This is a genomic window from Pseudomaricurvus albidus, from assembly GCF_018863235.1.
Classification (GTDB): domain Bacteria; phylum Pseudomonadota; class Gammaproteobacteria; order Pseudomonadales; family Cellvibrionaceae; genus Pseudomaricurvus; species Pseudomaricurvus albidus.
The window spans coordinates 104,844-121,740 of the sequence record NZ_JAHKRS010000004.1 but is presented as its reverse complement, the minus strand read 5'-3'; the positions used below and the strand labels follow the sequence as shown (position 1 = coordinate 121,740).

Genomic DNA, 16,897 nt, shown 5'->3' with positions numbered 1-16,897 from the left:
TACTTCTCCGAAGGCTCAATCTACAAGATCCTGAGGGATCTTTTCAACGGTCACGCCTTTATGACTGCCCCTTCCGGATAAAGTTCACACTTCATTCATCTTTTACACGGTAAATTTGACTATTTTTTGTCAATAAGCGGTGCAATGGTCTTATCGATGGCATCCCGCGCCCGAAATATCCTCGAGCGAACCGTTCCGACCGGACAACCCATCACATCGGCAATCTCTTCATAGCTCAAACCCTCGAGCTCGCGCAGAGTCACTGCTGTGCGCAGGTCCTCCGGCAATTCCCGCATTGCACGATCGACTTCAGCCTTTAGCTCATCGCGAAACAGGTTGTTTTCCGGAGTATCCACATCTTTCAGTAAATCGCTGCCCGAGTAATACTCTGCATCAGCGACATCCACATCTGTAGCCGGCGGCCGACGACCACGGGACACCAGATAGTTTTTTGCCGTATTAATGGCGATACGATACAGCCAGGTATAAAACTGACTGTCGCCACGGAAGTTTCCCAGAGCACGATAGGCCTTGATAAAGGCCTCCTGCACCACATCATAAACTTCGTGGGAGTCGTGAATATACCGACTCACCACCGATATCATCTTGTGCTGATATTTCAGGACCAATAAATCGAAAGCTCGTTTATCACCTTTCTGGACCCGCTCCACCAGCTGTTGATCTGTTTCTGGCGCACGTTGCGCTGTCATTCCGTTCTCCAATACCTCTCATTTTCGCCGATTGTGACTTATCGTCCTGAACTCACCATGAACGATAACATTGGCTGACACGCCACCAAATGGCGCTTGCAGTCACTTTCAGCGGGGCAACAACGTCGAGACACCCAGTGCGTTAATTTGATACGGCCTGTAAATCAATTCGCAATTGACCCCCCAACAGACCGACATAATAAGAAGATTGATGAAAAGCAGACTGCAATTGCAGCCGGAAGTTCACATCAACCCGATAAAGAATTACACGACAAACCACCAAGCGTTCAAATAAGATACAATACGCTCAGCTTTGACTCAGCTCGGGCAAGTATATCGTACTTTTTGCCGCCATATAGGGGACAAAAGGCAATACCACCTCACGTCATGCCTGTATATACTACCCGCCTTTTCCAAGCAAGCTCAGGTCTCAGGCTGTAACTATGCGTAGTCGTCACCACCAACATGATGTTTTGATCATTGGCAGCGGAGCTGCGGGGCTCACTCTGGCCCTCAGCCTTGCCGAAAAAGCTCAAGTGGCTGTACTCAGTAAAGGCGCTCTCAACGAGGGCTCGACCTGGTTTGCTCAAGGTGGCATTGCCGCAGTTCTTGACGACAACGACACCACCGAGGCCCACGTTGCCGATACACTGAACGCAGGAGCCGGCCTCTGCCACGAAGACAGCGTTCGATTTACCGTCGAACGGGGCAAAGCCGCAATCCAGTGGCTGATCGATCAGGGAGTGTCCTTCACCAAGCTGCAGGATGGCTCCAGCTCAGATTATCACCTCACTCAGGAAGGTGGTCATACACATCGACGGATTATCCACAGCGCCGATGCCACTGGCAAAGCCGTTCACAGTACCTTGATTGACCGGGTAAACGCCAACGCCAATCTGGATGTGTTCGAACACCACATTGCGGTCGACCTGATTACACAACCGGACACTTCTACCGGCAAGGTGCGCTGCAGCGGAGCCTATGTCTACAACCGCCAACAGGATTGTGTGGATGTCTTTCAGGCCAAGGCTGTAATACTGGCAACGGGCGGCGCCAGCAAAGTCTACTTGTACTCAAGCAACCCGGACAGCGCCAGCGGGGATGGTATTGCCATGGCATGGCGTGCGGGCTGCCGTATTGCCAACATGGAATTCAACCAATTCCACCCCACCTGCCTCTACCACCCCAAGGCAGGGTCTTTTCTGGTCACTGAGGCTCTGCGAGGTGAAGGTGCGCACCTGAAGCTACCCAACGGCGAGCGATTCATGGATCGTTTCGACTCCAGGGGTGAGCTTGCCCCCCGGGACATCGTAGCCCGAGCCATCGACCACGAGATGAAACGGCTGGGTAGCGATTGTTTGTATCTGGACATCAGCCACAAACCGGCCGACTTTATCAGCGAGCACTTTCCTACCGTCAAAGCCCGCTGTCTGGATTTTGGTATCGACATCACCAGGCAGGCCATTCCTGTGGTTCCCGCAGCACATTACACCTGTGGTGGAGTCGTGGTGAATAATTACGGTCAGACGGATCTCGATCAGCTGTACGCCATTGGCGAAACCTCATTCACCGGCCTGCATGGCGCAAACCGGATGGCAAGTAACTCACTGCTGGAATGCATTGTTTACGCTCAGTCTGCCGCAGAACATATTCGTGCCAACCTTGATGCTATCCCGTCACCCAGCCCTGCCAAACCCTGGGACTCCACCCGCGTGACCAATTCTGACGAAGATGTTGTGATTTCACACAACTGGGATGAATTGCGCCGTTTTATGTGGGACTACGTAGGCATTGTCCGCACTCGAAAACGCCTTGAACGGGCAACCCATCGCATCAAACTGCTGCAAAAAGAAATTCAGGAGTATTACAGTAACTATCAGGTGGGCAACGACCTGATTGAGCTTCGAAATCTGGCCATGGTAGCCGAATTGATTATTCGCTCGGCCATGCAGCGCAGGGAAAGCCGAGGGCTGCACTACTCGCTGGATTACCCGGACACCTCATCCGTAGCTCGGGATACCATTCTGGTGCCAACCAATTTTGCGGGTCAGGAAATCTTCGTTCGCAGTTAATTCTCCTGGGCGGCCGACTCTGAGGCCGTCCGTGCAAACACCTCATGGGACCGCAGAAGCCTTCTGGCCTCGATGGATGCGCTATCCGGCCACACTAGCAGCGACCGCCAACGCCGCTGCCCACGAAGTCGGTAGCGCACTTGCAGCAACCAGGGCGATAACTGCCAGCCTCGCTCCAGGTCCACCGGCCGACGACTGCCATAACTGAGTCCGTTAACCAGCGGATTACTCTTGCCGACCATCTCTTGATCATCAGCACCTGACGGATTGTCCAGCAAGCTGCACTCGCCACGAACCACCTGAAAGTAAAGGTTCGACTGGGAAAGCAGCTTAACAACACCCAAAGAACTGATCAGCAGAAGGCTAAACAGCCAAAGGGCCAACCAGGGTAATGTCAGAGAAGAAAGTCCAACACCCGCCAGAGCCAGAAGTGTGGCCACGATATGACAAGCCAGTGCCTGCCTTGAGCGGATAATGGAGAACTGAAAGGAGGAAGAAGAGCTGTCACCTGAAGATGGTGTCACGCCCTTCCCTGAAAGAGCCTTCGGAATAGTCTCAAGAGTCGATCTGCATTCCGGTATTTGCACGTACAATCCCTACAATCCTTTGTATTTCGGGGTCTTCCGGCTGGTGACGGTGAATAAACCAGTTGAACATATCCTGATCTTCACAGTCCATCAGCGCCCAGTACCGCTCTTTGTCTTCCTGCGGCAGGCCATCATAGACATTTTCCAGAAATGGCTGCAATACCAGATCCAACTCCAGCATGCCACGGCGGCTGGCCCAAAACAGACGGTTTTTGTCCATGAAATAACCCACTTACATCGATGTTCAGAAATTGGAGGCGCATTATACCGTCTGACAGCCACTGCGGCGAGCCACAAAGACCGATCCACACCACTATCTCCCTCAAGCCACAATAGAACTCAGCCTTTCTTGTGGTAAGCTTGGGCAAATTTTCCAATCTTCTGTAAAAGACTTTATGAATCCGGAAACACCACGTTTTATCGCACTACCACAGCAGAGCCTGCTACAACTTCAGGGACCCGACACCAATAAATTCCTTCAGGGTCAGGTTACCAACGACGTCAATGGCTGCACTCCCGAGATCTGGCAACACAACGCGCACTGCACCCCAAAAGGCCGCATGGTTGCCAACTTCGATACAGTCCGAAAAGATGAAGAAACCCTGTTGCTGCGACTGCCTGAAGACACTCAGGCCGCGCTTCAGGCCTCACTGGGCAAATACATTGTTTTCTCCAAAGCCAAACTCACGGACATCACCGGTCAGTACCGGTTTATCGGTATTCAGGGGGAAGGTTCCGAGGACTGGCTGACCCAACAACTCGGACTTTCTTTTACCGAAAGCCATACCGTCATCCAACACAATCAGGGCATCTTCCTGAAATTAAGCGAAGATCGCGTAGAATGCTGGCTTCCGGTGGATTCGGACCTACCCACTGCATTTAGCCAGATTACCATCAGTGAAGACCCTACCCCCTGGCAGATGCAAGATATTCAAGCCGGTCGAGGCTGGGTTGTGGCCGCAACGGTTGAGGAGTTCCTGCCACAATTGCTGAACCTGCAAACTCCGGCCATTCAGGGGATTAATTTCAAGAAAGGCTGCTATACAGGACAGGAAATCGTGGCCCGAATGCACTATAAGGGCAAGCTCAAACGCCACATGTACCTGCTGGCGACAAATTCTTCTCAAGAAATCGCCCCCGGTGTCGATGTTTACTCTGGGGATAAAATACGCGATGGCGAAAAGCAAAGCGTTGGTAACGTGGTCAACGCCGTAGCCCAGGAGGGTCGTACCTACCTGCTGGCCGTGGTCACACAGGAAGCGTTTGAATCCGGCAATCTGTCGCTGAGTCGAGACGAAGCCGATTCTGCAGAGGATGCTCTGGAACGCCTGCCACAGCCATACACTGTCGAATAACTCACTCTACTCCGGTTTTTGACACCCGCCCTGCCAACAGCGCAGGGCTCTGTCGCGCTTCCCCACAACACCATTTACATCACCGGCACAGACTGGTGATGGTATTGAATTTGCCCAAGGAAGTGTTTATGAATCAGATCGCCAATACCGTACTCCAGGGTCTTCTGGAAGCCATCAAGTCAGACAGCCTGGTGTTGCCCACCCTGCCTGAAGTAGCGCTTCAAATCCGGGAGATTGCCGAAGATCCCGAGGCCGACCTGGATCAGCTGGCTGCGGTGATCGTCAACGATGCCGGCATGACAGCACGCATCATCAAAATTGCGAACAGCCCACTGTTACGAGCCCCCAAGCAGATTGAAGACCTGAAAATGGCGCTTATGCGTCTAGGTATCGAATACACCTGCAACATTGCCACAGGGCTTGCCATGGAGCAGATGTTTCAGGCCACCTCCGACATTGTCGACAAGCGTCTGCGTGACACCTGGAGTCGCTCCGGTGAAATCGCCGGCATTTCCCATGTACTCTGCAAGCACTTCACCAACTTGCGTCCGGATCAGGCCACACTGGCCGGTTTGATTCACCGCATTGGTGTTTTGCCTATCCTGACTTACGCAGAAGAAAACCCCAGCCTGCTGAGAGACAGCTTCACGCTGGACAAAGTCATTGAAGCGCTGCATTCACGCATTGGTGATCAAATTTTGGAAAAATGGGAGTTCCCCGAGGCATTACGTAAAATCCCCAGCCAGTACAAGCAGTTTGAGCGCCAACTGGACTCCCCGGACTATGCCGACATCGTCACCGTTGCGATGCTGCAAAGCTATATGGGTACCAGCCACCCGATGGCTCAAGTGGACTATGCTACGGTCACCGCCTTTGGTCGCCTGGGCCTGAATCCGGACATGCAAGAAGAACAAATTGAAGATCTGAGCGACGAAATGGAAGCCGCCATGCAACTTCTGTCTTAATAGTCGTTTTAAACCGGGGCTTCACGTCGATATGGGAGGAACTGACCAGTTAATGGGAGCAATCCCCTGCTGCTGCAGATACTGGTTGGCCTGCGAAAAATGCCCACAGCCTAAAAATCCCCGATGCGCAGACAATGGCGATGGGTGGACCGATTCAAGCACGCAGTGTTTTGAACGGTCTATCACCCGCCCCTTTTTCTGCGCGTAACTGCCCCACATCAGAAACACCAATCCCGTTCGCTGCTCGCTCAACGACTGAACAATCCTGTCCGTAAACTGCTCCCATCCGCGTTTTTGATGCGAACCAGCCTGAGCCTGCTCCACAGTCAAAGTGGCATTGAGCAACAGCACCCCTTGCTCTGCCCAGCTTTGCAGACAGCCGTGATTGGGGACAGGCAACCCGAGGTCCCGCTCAATTTCCTTGTAAATATTGCGCAGTGACGGAGGAATCTTCACTCCGGGAGGCACTGAAAAACTCAATCCGTGAGCCTGCCCCGGACCGTGATAGGGATCCTGACCGAGAATCACCACCTTCACCGATTCGAAAGGCGTCGTATTCAGGGCATTAAAAATCTGTCCACCAGAGGGATAAATGACCTTTCCCGCCTCCTTCTCCTGAACCAAAAACTGCTTCAGGGTCTGCATGTAAGGCAGCTGAAACTCGCCCCCAAGCACTCCCAGCCAGGAAGGTTCCAATTGAATATTCATACTGTTGATGCCCCTGTATACCGGCCTTATACACTACGTTTTCTACAAATAGGCCATACTAACATGAAGCCGATACGAACATTGTGGATCGAGATTCACATCGCACCTGGAACAAACCGATCATGACAAAAAGCATCCAACAGGGACTGACCACTGAATCTCATTAGCTTGCCAGCCAATGCTCAGGTAAAATGCCCGGCTCATATTCATCAGCACAAGTTCACGACACCATGCATCTATTTGTCGACAACCTCACCAATGTAGATTTCAGCTACCTGCACCCACAACGAGGGCTGCTCGGTGAAACCTGGCTGGCCAGCACCCAACTTGAGGGCAGCCTGGACCATCAGGGCATGGTGTGTGATTTTGGCGTCGTCAAAAAAACCTTGCGCAACTGGCTGGATGATGAAATCGATCATCGTCTTGTAGTCCCGGTGAACTCACCTAACCTGACGTTTCAGGAACGCGGCGATCAAATTCAGCTCACCTGGAAGTTTGGCGACAAGTCATTGACCTGCTCGTCCCCCCGTCAGGCAATAGCCCTGGTCGATGCCGAGGAAATTACTCCTGAGTCCGTCAGTCAGTGGAGCCGCACCCAGCTGCAAGCCCTACTGCCAGAGACTCTCGACAGCCTGGGTCTGGACTTTCAACACGAGGCCATTGCTGGTGACTTTTACCATTACAGCCACGGCTTGAAAAAACACAATGGCAACTGTCAACGTATAGCCCATGGTCACCGCTCCCAGATTCGCATCTGGCGCAACGACCAGCCCGCTCCGGATCTGGAAGCGCAATGGGCACAACGCTTTGAAGACATCTACATTGGCACCCGTGAAGACATTATCAAACAGGAAAGCCATCGTATTCTGTTTGCCTACACCACCTCTCAGGGAGCATTCGAGCTGGATATGCCTGAAACCAGCTGTTACCTGATTGACACAGACACCACGGTAGAATTAATTGCCGACCACCTGGCTGATCAGCTCAAGCAGCAGCACCCCAATGACAAGATCACCGTCAAAGCCTACGAAGGTATGGGCAAAGGGGCTGTGGTTATCCGCTAACCATGATCTCACAGAGTAATAAACTGCTTTTCTGATCAACTTACAGTTCTGGTTCAGCGAAATCCGCTAAACTTGCATCACGTCATTCGCCACCAAAGATAAACAATACATCACGTCTACGAGGTCTACTTTTGTCAGATTTAATCACAGGGAAATTTATTACCGGACAGCGCTGGATCAGCAATACCGAACCAGAACTTGGACTGGGTATTATCAGCGAAACAGATCACCGATTTGTTACCCTGAGTTTTCCTGCCGCCGGAGAACAACGCGTTTACGCAAAAAACAACGCGCCCCTCACCCGGGTGCAATACCGCGTTGGTGAAAACATCAAGGACCTCGACGGCAACACCCTGTTGATTCAAAGCATCAGTGAAGACGAAGGCTATCTCTCCTATCACGGCCTGAACATTGATGGAGAAGCCATCACCTGGGGTGAGGTTGAGCTGGACTGTTTCGTGCAATTCAACAAACCCCAAGATCGCTTATTCGCCGGACAAATTGACCGTATCCGCGATTTCAGACTGCGTCACGAAACGCTGTTAAACCAACAGCACCTGGCCTCGCTGAACACCACAGGGCTGATCGGCCCGCGGGTGCAACTGCTTGACCACCAACTCTACATCGCCGACGAAGTGGGTCAACGTTTTGCCCCGCGGGTACTGCTGGCAGACGAAGTTGGGCTGGGAAAAACCATTGAGGCCGGCCTGATCATTCATCAACAGTTGATCAAAGGCTTGAGCCAACGGGTATTGATTGCCGTACCGGAATCCCTCACCCACCAGTGGCTGGTGGAAATGCTGCGACGCTTTAACCTGTCATTCACCCTGCTGGATGAAGAGCGCTGTCAGGCACTGGAATCCTTTGGTGACGAAGAGTTTCTCGAGGAAGATCCTTTTGAAATGGATCTTCCTGAAATGGACAACCCCTTTGAAACCGCACAACTGATTCTCTGCAGCCTGCCACTGCTGACTGAAAACGAAACCCGCCTACAACAGGCCTTGAGTTGCGACTGGGATCTTTTGGTTGTGGACGAAGCCCACCATCTACAATGGCACCCCGATAGCCAATGCCCGGCCTATGACAGCATCGAACAGCTGGCACGCATCACACGTGGTCTGCTGCTGTTGACCGCAACACCGGAGCAGCTGGGGATCGACAGCCACTTTGCCCGTCTGCGCTTGCTGGATCCGGACCGTTACTACGATCTGGAAACCTTCAAACAGGAACAGCAGCAACTGCAACCCGTCAATCAACTGGTGCAAAAGCTGTTGTCTTTTGAAAAGACGGACAGCCTTCTCGACGATAAAGCCCTTACCGAACAACTGGAGCAACGTCTGGGCGCCGAAAGCCTTGAGACTCTGCGTGAAGACACCGCCGATTCACGCACCCATCTGGTTAACCAGCTGCTGGACCGTCACGGTACTGGACGAGTGCTGTTTCGCAATACCCGTGCCGCCGTCAGCGGCTTCCCCCAGCGTCAACTCCACGCCCACCCTTTGGAAGACAGCGGCGAACCCTCGCTGGGATTTGCCGACCCTGAACGCGTGCAATGGCTAACGCAATGGCTGAAACAACACCGGCGCGAAAAAGTGCTGATTATCTGCTCCACCGCAGAGACCGCTCTGGATCTGGAAACCCACCTGAATCTTCGCAATGGTGTCCGCAGTGCAGCCTTCTACGAGGGACTGAGTCTGCTGGAGCGTGATCGTGCAGCAGCGTATTTCGCCGATATGGAAGATGGGGCACAGGTACTCGTGTGTTCGGAAATTGGCAGCGAAGGTCGCAATTTTCAGTTTGCCCATCATCTGGTGATGTTTGATTTACCGCTGAACCCGGATCTGATTGAACAGCGAATCGGTCGCCTGGATCGAATCGGGCAAACGGAAACCGTTGAAATTCATGTGCCCTACAAACAAGGCAGTCGCGAACATACTCTTCTGCGCTGGTACCACGAGGGTCTGAACTGCTTTGAACAGGTCTGCCCTATCGGCCAGTCAGTGTATGAGGAGTTTGCGGAGCAAGTGGATTTGGCCCTTCACGGAGCAACGGATATCGAAGCCCTGATTAAGGCCACTCGCGAACGAGCCAACGCCCTGCTGGAAGAGCTCAAACAAGGTCGCGATCGGTTGCTGGAACTGAACTCTTGCAAGATTGATGTCTCACGAAAACTGGTTGAAGAGCTGCAAGAACTGGACGACGATAATCGTTTGACGCAATACATGGACAACGTCTTTGATATTTTTGGCGTCGATCATGAACGCCACAGCGAAGAAGCCTTTGTCGCCCACCCCTCCGACCATATGCAGACCCAGCACTTTCCGGGTTTGCCGGACGAAGGCATTACTGCCACCTACAGCCGTCAACAGGCCCTGAGCCGTGAGGACATGCAATACCTGACCTGGGAACATCCAATGGTCAGTGGCGTTATGGATATGGTACTCAGCAGTGAGCGCGGAAACACCGCCATCTGCACCTTGAGATTACCACCTCTCAAACCGGGCAGCCTGCTGGTAGAAAGCCTGTTTCAGTTCAGTTGCCCGGGGCCCAAATCCTTGCAACTGCAACGTTTCCTCGACAATAGTTGCACACGCTTTGTTGCCGACAATAACCTCAAGCCGCTGGAGGGTATTATCACCTCTGAGCACTTCAACAAATTGGGGCAAAGTGTCAAAAAGCCGGTAGCCAAACAACTGGTGCAACACGCTCGTGCGGATATCGATCAGATTGTTAACCATCTGGAAGGCAAGGCTGAAGAGCTTCAGGCAGAAATGATCCAGACCGCCTGTGAGCGCATGTCCCAACATTACGATCACGAGCTGTCACGCCTGACAGCACTGGCGAAGGTAAATCCGAATATTCGGCAGGAAGAAATTCAGCATCTGCAAAACCTGAAAGATGCCAGTATGCAGTATCTGCAAAGCGCTCAGTTACGGCTGGATGCAATTCGGGTAGCGGTAGTGACTGACTGAAACAACGAGCCGTAACGGATCTGAGTGCCAGACATGGATGCTTCGCTGCACTCGCAATGACGTACCTTACTATAGATTTCGGTAAGCCACGTCATTGCGAGGAGCAAAGCGAGACGGCAATCTGTTATTGGCAGAGAGGCCAACTTAAGTGCCGTGTATGGAATATTCTTATTACAAAACCGGAGGTTTTAACTCTCCAGCCAGACATCCCGCACCCAGTACCAGATATTTTCCCAGACTTCACTGTCAAACCCCTGTTCTGTCCAGAGTTTGATTTCTCCGTCCTGAGCCACACAGTAATAACCATCCCTGTATTCACACACTGCGACCATTTCCCGCGGCATCCCCAGCGACCAGGCTGTCGAGGTCACTTCCGGCAAGTAAGTATGTGACGAAGGGTCTGCAACGGTCACCGGCTCCAGCGTTCCGTAAACCACATCGGTACAAGTCATCAGAAACTCTCGGAAATCTCTCGGCAGAGGCATCAGGATTTGCTCCTGGGCATCCACCACCTGATCGTGTTCCGGCAGCTCAAGAGGTACTGGCACCTCTTCGGCCACGGCGTGTAACTCCTCAATTATCTCTTCCATCTCGCTTACCTCACCCCGCTACTTAACACCCAGCAAGCCGTCTTTCAGACGCACAATACGCTCACCCTGATCGTCTATCCGGAAAAAATCGTCCTGATTGTCGTGCTCCGGCCCCGGATCACACTGCACCGGCAAACCAAAAGCCTCAAAAGCCGCACGCGCACAGGCCACATCGCTGTCCCAGGGCGTTTGGCTGGAGTCAAACCAGACCCCCACATAAGGACCACCCTCGATTCCGGTCTGGATCATGATGGGTATCTCAGGCTGATGCTCTGTCGCCCGGAACATCCTGACACCCTTCTGGCTCTTATCCACGGGAAACTCTTCCAGTGGCCCCAACTCACTTTTAATCCAGCCCAGCACCCGCTTTAACACCGGCTCGCGGATGTAAATTTCAATATCATTCATAGCTCTGCTCCACCCACTCTGCCTGCCCCATCCACTCTAAGTAGATAGCGCCGCGGCCTTTATAACCGGCCGCTAAGGTACCACCATTCTCGCCCCAAACCTACTTCAGAAAGTGACCTTTCTTCCGCTTTAAAAGTGTTGTGATGTCCCCCATGTTCTGCAATATCAATTCAGTTTTCTGCAGTTCCCTGCTAGAATCCGCCACCGTCGAAACAGGCCGTGAACAGACCTTATGCAATTAGAGCAGTTTTTTACCCCTTCTCAAGATGAATTCAGCTTCAGCCGTAGCCAAGCCTGCAAGTTTGCCAAGCAGATAGCCGATGATTTCAATCCTATACACGATGAAGACGCCAGCCGCTTCTGCGTCCCCGGTGATCTGCTCTTTGCTGTCGGTTTACACCAGCTAGGCCTGTCTCAAAAAATGCACATCACCTTTTCCGATATGGTGAGTGACGGGGTTAAGTTGCACTACTCAGAGAATCCTGACGGACATATCGACATCCGGGACGTTAACGACAAGACTTATCTGTCCATCTGGTCTGAGGGCGAAAAACGCCTGGATAAAACCGTAATTTCACGGCTGACCGAAGAGTATGTGGCATTTTCAGGCAAGACCTTTCCACACGTGCTGGTTCCTATGTGGGAAAAAGAAGGCGTCATGGTGAACCCTGCCCGCCCACTGGTTATCTACCAGTCCATGTCTCTGGAACTGGAAACGCTGGATTTCCAAAACCCGACCCTTGAACTGACCCACTCCGAGCTTGAAGTCAGCGGCAAACGCGGCAACTGTTGCCTCAAGTTTGATTTTAAAGAAGGCGACACCATTATCGGACACGGTGAAAAGCGCATGGTGCTCAGCGGCTTAAAACCCTACGATCAAGCCGCCATCGATGACCTGATTGCCTTTTACAATCAGCGCAAGGTTGAGCTGGGCTAATACAGCCCGCCCAACTGCTAAAAAGGACTCTATGCCAGAGCGGGCATAGAGTCACTTGCCAACCCTGGATTCAACTATCCGTATAAGACACACAATGTTCCAGCCAAAGGTCGATGCCCGGCCCGCGGTATTTCTGCTTGTGCAGGATAATGTAAAAGCGTCGGTGGAAATTTCTCTGTGGCACACTCAAAGGCACCAGACTGCCGCGCTTGAACGCATCCCGTAGCGCAATCTCCGATAGACACCCTATTCCCAAACCGGCTTCTACGGCCCTCTTAATGGCCTCGGTGTGCTGCAATTCATGGCGCAGATGCAAGTCACCCAACAACCCCTGCATCGCCCGGTCAAACGCCTGACGAGTCCCCGAGCCAGGCTCGCGTACCACCCACTGGGCCTCCAGCAGGTCTTCATCGGACAGTTCAGTTTTGTTGGCCCAGGGATGACTGGGGGCACAAAACACCGCCAGGTCATCTTCTCGCCACTGGATCACATCGAGATCCGGGTGCTGCAACTCACCCTCAATCAATCCAACATCCAGCTCGTAATTTTCGACCATACGGGCAATAGCTTCAGTATTTGCCACTTTCAGCTGCACATCGGCCCCTTCATGATCACTCATAAAGCTCGCCATCATCTCGACAGCCAGATAATTGCCAATGGTCAGTGTAGCCCCCACTTTCAGCAGACCCAAATCCTGATGCTGACTCAGATCACGCTCAAATGCCTGTGCACGATCCAGCAAGGCCTCGGCTTTAGGGCGCAGCACTCTGCCCAATTCATTCAGTTGCAGACGCTTACCTACCCGATCAAACAGCTGAATATCAAATTGCTGCTCCAGATCCCGCAGTGAACTGCTGGCCGCCGACTGGGACATAGACAGGTGCTCAGCTGCGCGAGTGATATTTTCAAAGTGGGCAGCCGCCAGGAATACTTCGAGTTGTCTCAGGGAATAGCGCATTGTTATTTGGCTCTCATTACTTCACGACTTCATCACGGATAAGAACAGCTATCAGCCCTTAATAATCGGTAAAACTGATTAACTACCTCAGATTAACTTGTTTTACAGATATAATAAGCAAGGAATACACTGACTGCAACTTAAATACCTCGTGGGAGGAATTCAGAATCATGGCAAAAGTCATCACCGAAGCCGTCACCAGCATCCACCACTGGAATGACTCACTATTCAGCTTCAAAACCAGCCGGGACCCAGCATTGCGCTTTGAAAACGGCCATTTTGTGATGATGGGTCTGGAAGTTGAAGGCAAGCCACTGATGCGCGCCTACAGCATCGCCAGTGCCAATTATGATGATGAACTGGAGTTTTTCAGCATCAAGGTTCCGGATGGCCCCCTGACCTCACGCTTGCAGAACATCAAGGTCGGGGACCCGATTCTGGTGAGCACCAAACCCACTGGTACCTTGATTGCAGATCATCTGCTGCCGGGCAAACATCTGTATCTCATCAGTACTGGAACCGGCTTGGCCCCCTTCATGAGCATCATCCGCGATCCGGAAGTCTACGATCGTTTTGACAAGATCATTCTGACTCATGGCGTACGTACTGTGTCTGAACTGGCTTATCAGGATGTGATTGAAAATGAGCTGCCAAACGATGAGTATCTGGGCGATGTAATCAAAGAGAAGTTGCTTTATTACCCAACGGTCACCCGCGAACCCTATCGCAATCAAGGTCGCCTGACCGATGCAATGGCTTCGGGTGAACTGCCAGGCTCTTTTGGTCTGCCAGCCATTAATCCGGAGACTGATCGCTTTATGGTCTGTGGCAGCCCCGCCATGCTCAAAGACACCTGCGCATGGTTGGATGAGCGTGGATTTACCGAATCTCGTCACGGCCATCAGGCTCATTACGTCATTGAACGGGCTTTTGTGGAGAAATAACTCCACAAAAGCCTTAAACAGAACCTGCGTTCCGTTTCGATCCGCGGTCTTTCGTGCTAGTCTTTTTAGCTGTTTGGGATTATGGATCGATTTAAGGAACAACATGGGTTCAATATTCAAATCTTTGGTAAGCGTACCGGAACCAACCCAGGCTCGCAGCCGTGAAGCGCTGGATCGGTTTCTGGCTGCCGGCGAACGCCTGCTGGCTGAAAACCGTTTTGAAGAAGCAGGTATTGCCGATCTGGCGAAAGAAGCCCAATCTTCCGTCGGGACTTTTTATCGCCTGCTGGCCGAAAAAGAAACCTTATCCCTGCTTTTGATGCAGCGTTTTTTTACCGAGATTGAAGACGTCATTGAGGACACCTTCAACTCAGAGCGCTGGCAAGATCAATCCATTTCTGTCATAGCTGAAACATTTGTCGACGTGTTCGTTACCATTCACCGCGGCCGTGCCGGTACTCTCAGAGCCATGATCCTTCAAGCCTCCCGCGATACCGAATTCCGCAGCCAGGTGCACCAGCTCAACAACCTCATCGGCAAGCGCATGGGCACCCTGTTGCGGGAACGCAAGAACGAAATCAGTCACCCCAACCCCGATCTGGCCATTAAATCAGTGGCCCACATGGTGCTCGGCATTCTCAATCAACACACAATAACCGGCTCTCTGGGAGGCATCTCCAAGAAAAACCTGAATGCCGAGCTGGTGCGGGTATTCAATCAATATCTGGGTGTAGCCAACTGATCACTGGAATCGCTCAAACCAGTTAAGAACCAGATTAGCTGACTCCGGAAACCATTCGTGCCCTCCCAGAGTGTTGGTGTGGCGGTCTGAGGTAACACCTTCCCATCTCAAGCGATCATAGTAACTGTCCATGGTCGACCAGGGCACAATCGTATCCACCAGGCCGTGAATAAAATAGGTCGGTGGATGATCGTCAGGCAGCTGCAAAGGCACAACACAAACAGGTCCGAGACATTCAGCGTAAGAACCTGAATGGATCACCAGCGCTTTAAACTCTCCGGGAAAAGATACCGCCATGCGACTGCTATTGTAGCCACCACTGGAAATGCCCGTTGCATACTGCCGATCAGGATTGAGCGGACCAAAGGTGCCGTCCTTGATCGCCTGCAGCACATTCGTCAGAAAGGTGTAATCCGTAGTAGTGTGGTACAAATTATCACTGACCACCGTCGCTGCATTCGTTAACCAGGCCAACTCCGCAGGCGCACGGGGAGCCAACACCGCATAGCCGTTATCAAGTAACTTCTTAATGGTTTTCAGCTCGTAAAAACCTCCAAAAGGCGCACTGGTTGTTCGGCTAAACTCCACAGGGAACAAGCTGCCCTGATACACAATCGCAACCGGCCACCCACCAGCAGGTGGCTGTCCCAGCGGTAATTCATACTTCACTTCACGTGACGTTAGAGCGCCGGAAGGCAAAGTTAAGGAGCGGTAACTGCAAGTAATCTCCCCGGGCACCAAGAATGTTTTAGAGCGTTCACTGCAACGGGAGTCAGCCCATCCCTGCGACACAAAAAACATAGCCGGCATAAAACAGCTAATGACCTTTAGAACCGACCTGAGCTTTTGAAAGAACCCATCTGAGCGGAAGTTACACCACAGTTTGAATTGTGGGTTGTTTCTTATTTTCATAACCAATCCTTTTATTATCGTTATTTAGAATCAAACTCCTGTCTGTTACCGATACCTCTCTGGAAACCTCCCTGTCGACACCAAATTTACGGAATTAATATTCCGATTACAACAAATTTCACTTGAATTCGGAATATTAATTCCGTATTTTAAATAAAAACAACAACCGCCGGAGACCGGAATGCCCCGCTTAGCAATTAACAACATTCATTTAAATTACGAAATCACAGGCCAGGGTGAACCACTGGTTTTACTCCATGGACTGGGTTCACGACTGCAGGATTGGCGGGAACAGACCGCATTTTTCAGCAAACACTATCAAGTGATTACTATCGACACTCGCGGGCATGGAAATTCTGACAAGCCTGACATGCCCTATTCCATCCCCATGCTGGCTCGGGATATCACACTTTTGTTAAACACGTTGGGTATTGATCGATTTCATCTAGCCGGTTTTTCGATGGGGGGCATGATCGCCTTCCAATTAGCTGTCGATCAACCACAGCGCTTATTGAGCCTGACAATCATTAACTCCACACCGCGGGTACCCTGCCAGACCTTGTCCGAGCGACTGGAAGTCTTGCGTCGTCTGGTTTGTATTCGCCTGCTGGGCATGGAGCGTCTCGGGAAGTTAATCGGGCGCGGCCTCTTTCCCAAACCGAGTCAGCGCGCACTCTATGACGAATTTGTCAGCAACATGAAGAGGAATGATCGCAAGGCTTACGTCCACTCCCTCAAGTCTTTCCTTGGCTGGGATGTCAGTGATCGATTGCAGTGCCTTACCATGCCGGTTCTGGTAGTGAGCGCCGATCAGGACTACACCCCGGTCAGTGACAAAAAACAATACTGCCAGAAAATTACCAACTGCCTGTTGCAGGTTATCACTGACTCACGCCACGCCACACCACTGGATCAACCTGACGCGCTCAATCAGGTCATGGAACACTTTTTAAGAACAACTCACTGAGAAGCC

17 protein-coding genes are annotated in these 16,897 nt (G+C 51.9%); 9 read left to right on the top strand and 8 right to left on the bottom strand.

The genetic code is table 11. The features are described from left to right. Nucleotides 1-119: 119 nt before the first annotated feature. Complete coding sequence (rpoE, locus tag KOI40_RS08755; RefSeq protein WP_216097127.1) at nucleotides 120-710, bottom strand: RNA polymerase sigma factor RpoE; 591 nt, start codon at nucleotides 708-710, stop codon at nucleotides 120-122. 443 nt (nucleotides 711-1,153) lie between these two features. On the opposite strand from rpoE, the gene nadB reads away from it, so the two are divergent. Then, complete coding sequence (gene nadB, locus KOI40_RS08750) at nucleotides 1,154-2,782, top strand: L-aspartate oxidase (RefSeq protein WP_216097126.1); 1,629 nt, start codon at nucleotides 1,154-1,156, stop codon at nucleotides 2,780-2,782. Here the strand turns inward: nadB and KOI40_RS08745 are convergent. Further along, nucleotides 2,779-3,306 carry a hypothetical protein gene (locus KOI40_RS08745; RefSeq protein WP_216097125.1) on the bottom strand — a complete coding sequence of 176 codons (528 nt, stop codon included), beginning with the start codon at nucleotides 3,304-3,306 and terminating at the stop codon, nucleotides 2,779-2,781. The two genes, nadB and KOI40_RS08745, sit on opposite strands and share 4 nt — an antisense overlap. Nucleotides 3,307-3,337: 31 nt before the next feature. Then, a complete protein-coding gene (locus tag KOI40_RS08740; RefSeq protein ID WP_216097124.1) occupies nucleotides 3,338-3,589 on the bottom strand; it encodes an FAD assembly factor SdhE in 252 nt (83 codons plus the stop codon). 175 nt (nucleotides 3,590-3,764) lie between these two features. Here KOI40_RS08740 and ygfZ point away from each other — a divergent pair, with 175 nt between their 5' ends. Both ygfZ and KOI40_RS08730 read left to right on the top strand, forming a co-directional pair. After that, complete coding sequence (ygfZ, locus tag KOI40_RS08735) at nucleotides 3,765-4,724, top strand: CAF17-like 4Fe-4S cluster assembly/insertion protein YgfZ (protein WP_216097123.1); 960 nt, start codon at nucleotides 3,765-3,767, stop codon at nucleotides 4,722-4,724. Between the two features lie 128 nt (nucleotides 4,725-4,852). Beyond that, nucleotides 4,853-5,689 carry an HDOD domain-containing protein gene (locus KOI40_RS08730; protein WP_216097122.1) on the top strand — a complete coding sequence of 279 codons (837 nt, stop codon included), beginning with the start codon at nucleotides 4,853-4,855 and terminating at the stop codon, nucleotides 5,687-5,689. A gap of 21 nt (nucleotides 5,690-5,710) precedes the next feature. On the opposite strand, the gene ung is transcribed toward KOI40_RS08730, so the two are convergent. Next, on the bottom strand, nucleotides 5,711-6,397 hold the full coding sequence (ung, locus tag KOI40_RS08725; protein WP_216097121.1) for a uracil-DNA glycosylase: 687 nt from the start codon (nucleotides 6,395-6,397) through the stop codon (nucleotides 5,711-5,713). A gap of 230 nt (nucleotides 6,398-6,627) precedes the next feature. On the opposite strand from ung, the gene KOI40_RS08720 reads away from it, so the two are divergent. Together KOI40_RS08720 and rapA are read left to right on the top strand one after the other, a co-directional pair. Further along, on the top strand, nucleotides 6,628-7,461 hold the full coding sequence (locus KOI40_RS08720) for a 6-carboxytetrahydropterin synthase (RefSeq protein ID WP_216097318.1): 834 nt from the start codon (nucleotides 6,628-6,630) through the stop codon (nucleotides 7,459-7,461). A gap of 131 nt (nucleotides 7,462-7,592) precedes the next feature. Then, complete coding sequence (rapA, locus tag KOI40_RS08715) at nucleotides 7,593-10,433, top strand: RNA polymerase-associated protein RapA (protein WP_216097120.1); 2,841 nt, start codon at nucleotides 7,593-7,595, stop codon at nucleotides 10,431-10,433. Nucleotides 10,434-10,621: 188 nt separating this feature from the next. Here rapA and KOI40_RS08710 read toward each other — a convergent pair whose 3' ends face one another. Together KOI40_RS08710 and KOI40_RS08705 are read right to left on the bottom strand one after the other, a co-directional pair. Next, nucleotides 10,622-11,023: an SMI1/KNR4 family protein gene (locus KOI40_RS08710; protein WP_216097119.1), complete on the bottom strand. Its 402-nt coding sequence runs from the start codon at nucleotides 11,021-11,023 to the stop codon at nucleotides 10,622-10,624. A gap of 18 nt (nucleotides 11,024-11,041) precedes the next feature. Next, entirely contained in the window at nucleotides 11,042-11,431 is a 390-nt protein-coding gene (locus KOI40_RS08705) for a hypothetical protein (RefSeq protein WP_216097118.1), read from the bottom strand. Between the two features lie 232 nt (nucleotides 11,432-11,663). On the opposite strand from KOI40_RS08705, the gene KOI40_RS08700 reads away from it, so the two are divergent. After that, the gene (locus tag KOI40_RS08700; protein WP_216097117.1) at nucleotides 11,664-12,368 is read left to right on the top strand and encodes a DUF3581 family protein; all 705 of its coding nucleotides are present in this window, start codon (nucleotides 11,664-11,666) and stop codon (nucleotides 12,366-12,368) included. 70 nt (nucleotides 12,369-12,438) lie between these two features. Here KOI40_RS08700 and KOI40_RS08695 read toward each other — a convergent pair whose 3' ends face one another. Beyond that, nucleotides 12,439-13,326, bottom strand: a complete 888-nt coding sequence (locus KOI40_RS08695; protein WP_216097116.1) for a LysR family transcriptional regulator — start codon at nucleotides 13,324-13,326, stop codon at nucleotides 12,439-12,441. Nucleotides 13,327-13,496: 170 nt separating this feature from the next. Between KOI40_RS08695 and KOI40_RS08690 the strand changes: the two genes are divergently transcribed. Further along, the gene (locus KOI40_RS08690; RefSeq protein WP_216097115.1) at nucleotides 13,497-14,270 is read left to right on the top strand and encodes a ferredoxin--NADP reductase; all 774 of its coding nucleotides are present in this window, start codon (nucleotides 13,497-13,499) and stop codon (nucleotides 14,268-14,270) included. Between the two features lie 103 nt (nucleotides 14,271-14,373). After that, nucleotides 14,374-15,012: a TetR/AcrR family transcriptional regulator gene (locus tag KOI40_RS08685; RefSeq protein WP_216097114.1), complete on the top strand. Its 639-nt coding sequence runs from the start codon at nucleotides 14,374-14,376 to the stop codon at nucleotides 15,010-15,012. Here KOI40_RS08685 and KOI40_RS08680 read toward each other — a convergent pair whose 3' ends face one another. Continuing rightward, nucleotides 15,013-15,813: an extracellular medium-chain-length polyhydroxyalkanoate depolymerase gene (locus tag KOI40_RS08680; RefSeq protein WP_439653239.1), complete on the bottom strand. Its 801-nt coding sequence runs from the start codon at nucleotides 15,811-15,813 to the stop codon at nucleotides 15,013-15,015. It abuts the gene before it with no gap. A gap of 292 nt (nucleotides 15,814-16,105) precedes the next feature. On the opposite strand from KOI40_RS08680, the gene KOI40_RS08675 reads away from it, so the two are divergent. Next, nucleotides 16,106-16,891, top strand: a complete 786-nt coding sequence (locus KOI40_RS08675; RefSeq protein WP_216097112.1) for an alpha/beta fold hydrolase — start codon at nucleotides 16,106-16,108, stop codon at nucleotides 16,889-16,891. The last annotated feature ends 6 nt before the right edge of the window (nucleotides 16,892-16,897 follow it).